The 3187-nt window shown below is 45.6% G+C and carries 2 protein-coding genes and 1 pseudogene; 1 reads left to right on the plus strand and 2 read right to left on the minus strand.

From position 1 onward, the window contains the following. Together ACQY6I_RS17240 and ACQY6I_RS17245 are read right to left on the minus strand one after the other, a co-directional pair. Positions 1 to 249, minus strand: a pseudogene (locus ACQY6I_RS17240) (hypothetical protein); the annotation flags it as partial. A gap of 365 nt (positions 250 to 614) precedes the next feature. Continuing rightward, on the minus strand, positions 615 to 872 hold the full coding sequence (locus tag ACQY6I_RS17245) for a hypothetical protein (protein ID WP_428242744.1): 258 nt from the start codon (positions 870 to 872) through the stop codon (positions 615 to 617). Positions 873 to 2285: 1413 nt separating this feature from the next. Between ACQY6I_RS17245 and ACQY6I_RS17250 the strand changes: the two genes are divergently transcribed. Then, positions 2286 to 3005, plus strand: coding sequence for a toll/interleukin-1 receptor domain-containing protein (locus ACQY6I_RS17250; protein WP_428242745.1), 720 nt, complete (start codon positions 2286 to 2288; stop codon positions 3003 to 3005). Positions 3006 to 3187: the final 182 nt, after the last annotated feature.

Consider the following 3187-nt stretch of genomic DNA (forward strand, 5'->3'; position numbering starts at 1 on the left):
AATGATCGTGCCGAGAGAGGCCAGCACGTTGGCGGTGTTGAGCTCGAGACCCAGGTAGGAGTAGGTGTCGTTGTCAACGGCCACAGGCGCGTTCACGGGAGAGCTGTTGGCAACCGTCGGGCTCAGGATGCCGCCGCCGGACACGAACTGCGGTGCGAACTGGCCACCGGCATAAGCCGATCCACCACGCACTTCAACCAGGGCCTCACGATCCAGTTCTTTGCTCACTTGCAGGTCTTTGATCATCATGTCTCTATCCTCACTTTGGTATAAACGGTTTGGTTAAGGTTATGAACCTCTGTGTTTGTGGTTCATGACTCTGTAAGTGCAGGCCGCGTGCCAATTTCCGTTTGCACTCAGCAAATATTCTTTATCTTTTTGTTTCATATTGTTTTTTGTTTTGCTCCGGGTAAACCTCCAGGATCGCCATCGTCATTTCTTGGCCTATCTGTTCGTTGCCACGCAACGGCTTGAAGTACCCTGTTTGTCGACCAGTAACTCTTGAAATCCAGGCTCTCTCACTACGATGCCCACGCGGTTACTGATCACTCGCACATAAAAAACGGGAGCCCGAAGGCCCCCGTTTGTTTCACCCATCAGGTGATTCAGTCGGCTTACTGAAAGATGCCGGTGAAGGCGGAACCGAACACATTGGCGGTGTTGAGTTCCAGATCCAGCGACGAATAGGTGTCGTTGTCGAGAGCCACAGGCGCGTTAATCGGAGAACTGTTGGCAACAGTCGGGCTCAGGATGCCGCCGCCGGAAACGAACTGCGGTGCGAACTGGCCACCGGCATAAGCCGATCCACCACGCACTTCAACCAGGGCCTCACGATCCAGCTCTTTGCTCACTTTCAGGTCTTTGATCATCATGTCTCTATCCTCACTTTGGTCTAAAAAGGTTTGTTAAGGTATGAACCTCTGGGTTTGTGGTTCATGTCACTGTAAATGCAGGCCGCGTGCCAGTTTTTCGCTTCAGAAGAAAATATTCTTTATCTTATTGAAGTAACATACATTAATTATTTGCACCCAGCAGCGCGCGCAAGCTTGAACGGTGTTGTCCACCAGACTTTGTTGGTATTGCGAAAACGTTTTGATTGCTGCTGTTTGTAAACCCGAAACACAACCGGCAGTGAGACATCGACATAACAGAAGTCTACGCTGAGAAACAGAGAAAAGCGGACATGATCATTTCTCCAATATCCCCCATGCGCTGTGCGCGAAAGCGTGTGGTCGCGAGCTGAATTTACATAAGTCTGGATGTAAGAGACCAAAGCACGCACCAATCCCATGGCGGCCAGGTGGCTATGCGTCACTTGGTCGAGAAATTCCGTTTAGCATCTATCCAGGTCTGAAACTCAGGACCCAGGTGATAATTTTGGCCGCCTATGGTTTCCAGTGCCGAACGATATACGATCCAGGTAACCGCTTGATTTCATATCTGCTATAGGCCTAAATTAAAGCCTCGACACGCTTCACGCATCACCGTTGACGTCTACTCGATCGTCATGAAATGCATGAAGCATCAGCAGGATAGAGAGCAATCACAACATGGAATCAGGGACGAAGGTGGGAATATCGCTCATATCAACTCTCCTAGACAGAACCCGGGCTAACCTGCACTGGCCAGCTTTACCTCGAACTGTACCAGGCCGATTCGGCCTTTCGCACAACAGTGCCGCGTCAGCGGCCATCACCAAAAACACGACACTGTCTAACATAATGTCAGGCATTTACACATTTCATACCACCATGACTATATCTGGATTTAAGGCCTTCGAGCTAAGCAGATGATGCAAAAGTCGATACTATTGTTAAGGCTGAGTTATTGGGTCGCGGCAATAGCTGATTTCGTTATTGCAATCCTTGCATGGATACCGGAAAGGATGGGGCTAGGGGAAATAGCATATCCAATGGGTCTTTTTTCCGTTATTGCATTCTCATGGACCTTAATGTTGCTAATGGCCGATAGAAAACCAATTGAACGAAAGTGGGTACTGATACCTACTATTGTCGTTGTTACATTGATCACTACTGTAAGAGTCATATTTTCTCTAGGCAAATCCATTGAATTTAGCTTGGCCCTGCTTCTTTTTGGAATTGCTCTGATTATCTTAATGACATACAGCTATTTTTATGCGAGCAAACATGAATCAGGCAAGTAAAACTGTACTAAATGCGCCTGGCAAAGGCATGGATTTGGACAAAGTACCCGCTACGTGCGCACTCTGTTCAACTGCATGTTAGACGTTAGCCTATTTATAAAGATGCGAGGATGCACAAACGATGAAAAAACTGAAATTGTTCTACAGTTATTCTCATAAAGATGAATCGTATCGAGAAAAGCTTGAAACTCATCTCTCCATACTGAGACGTAATAAGTATATTAGCGAGTGGCACGATAGAAGAATCTCCGCAGGCAGCGATTGGGAGGAAGAGATAAATTACAACCTAGAGGATTCAGACATAATACTATTGTTGGTAAGCTCCAATTTTCTTGCATCAGATTACTGCTATGACACCGAGACAATTCGTGCCCTTGAAAAACATGAATCAGGAGATGCAGTTGTAATTCCCATTATATTAAGCCCCTGTTTATGGTTAGAGTCAGAATTAAAAGTACTACACTCATTACCAAATGATAATAAAGCCATATCCGTATTCGAGAATGAGGATGTGGCGTGGTTGGAAGTGGCTGAGGGGATCTTGGCAAAGGTTAAAGAGCTACAAACAAAAAGCACAAGCAAACCCCTTACGAGGGAATCAACGCCAGGAAAAACAATTAACTTGTGTGATTTGGTGGCTGATTTTCTTAAAGAGTTTGATACTTGGTATTTTTCACCACTTCGAATTCAGAAATGGGGATCAAGGCAACATGGTTTCGAGGAGTTGGCAAGACATTCAACAAAAGACATTAAAGCTTGTTTAGAGGAGTACAAAAAACAAGGAAGAGTCAAAACCACTATAAGCAGGAAAGGAAATACCATATATAAAGTCAAAGGCTAACCAGATAAATCACTCGACACGTTTGTTGCCTGTTATGGCTGGCGTTGAGGCTGTAGAAAAACCCAAAATCAGGCCAAAGGAATGATAGAATAAAGCCACGATAAACGGAGTTATTCAATGCCAAAATTCATTCCGTACGATTACAACCAGAACAGCATGGTTGTTATCAATTACCTCGATCA

It is taken from the genome of Gynuella sp. (assembly GCF_050297175.1).
Classification (GTDB): Bacteria; Pseudomonadota; Gammaproteobacteria; order Pseudomonadales; family Natronospirillaceae; genus Gynuella.